Annotated in this window: 1 pseudogene; it reads left to right on the top strand. The window is 62.6% G+C overall.

The annotated features are described in order from the left end of the window. Positions 1–162 (top strand): annotated as a pseudogene (locus tag SB751_RS30815) (ABC transporter permease); the annotation flags it as partial. Between the last annotated feature and the right edge of the window lie 108 nt (positions 163–270).

A 270-nucleotide genomic window follows, 5' to 3' on the forward strand; every position in this document is an offset into this window, starting at 1 on the left:
GCGCACGGACTCGGCGCCTACATTGCGCGGTCCACCGAGGCGGGCGACTACCCGAAGATCATCGTGGGCATCGCCGTGATGTCCCTGTTCGTGACTCTGTTCAACCGCCTGCTGTGGCGTCCGATGTACGCCTATGCCGAAGCCAAGCTCCGGCTCGATTGAGTAATAAGGCAAAACGCGATGCAAAATCCTAAAGCTGCTATCACCGCCGCGCCGATCCAGACGCCGCCGAAGCCGCCGCGCCTCGGCGAAGAGATCCTGCGCGTCAAG

Source organism: Cupriavidus sp. SIMBA_020 (assembly GCF_046535395.1).
GTDB lineage: Bacteria > Pseudomonadota > Gammaproteobacteria > Burkholderiales > Burkholderiaceae > Cupriavidus > Cupriavidus campinensis.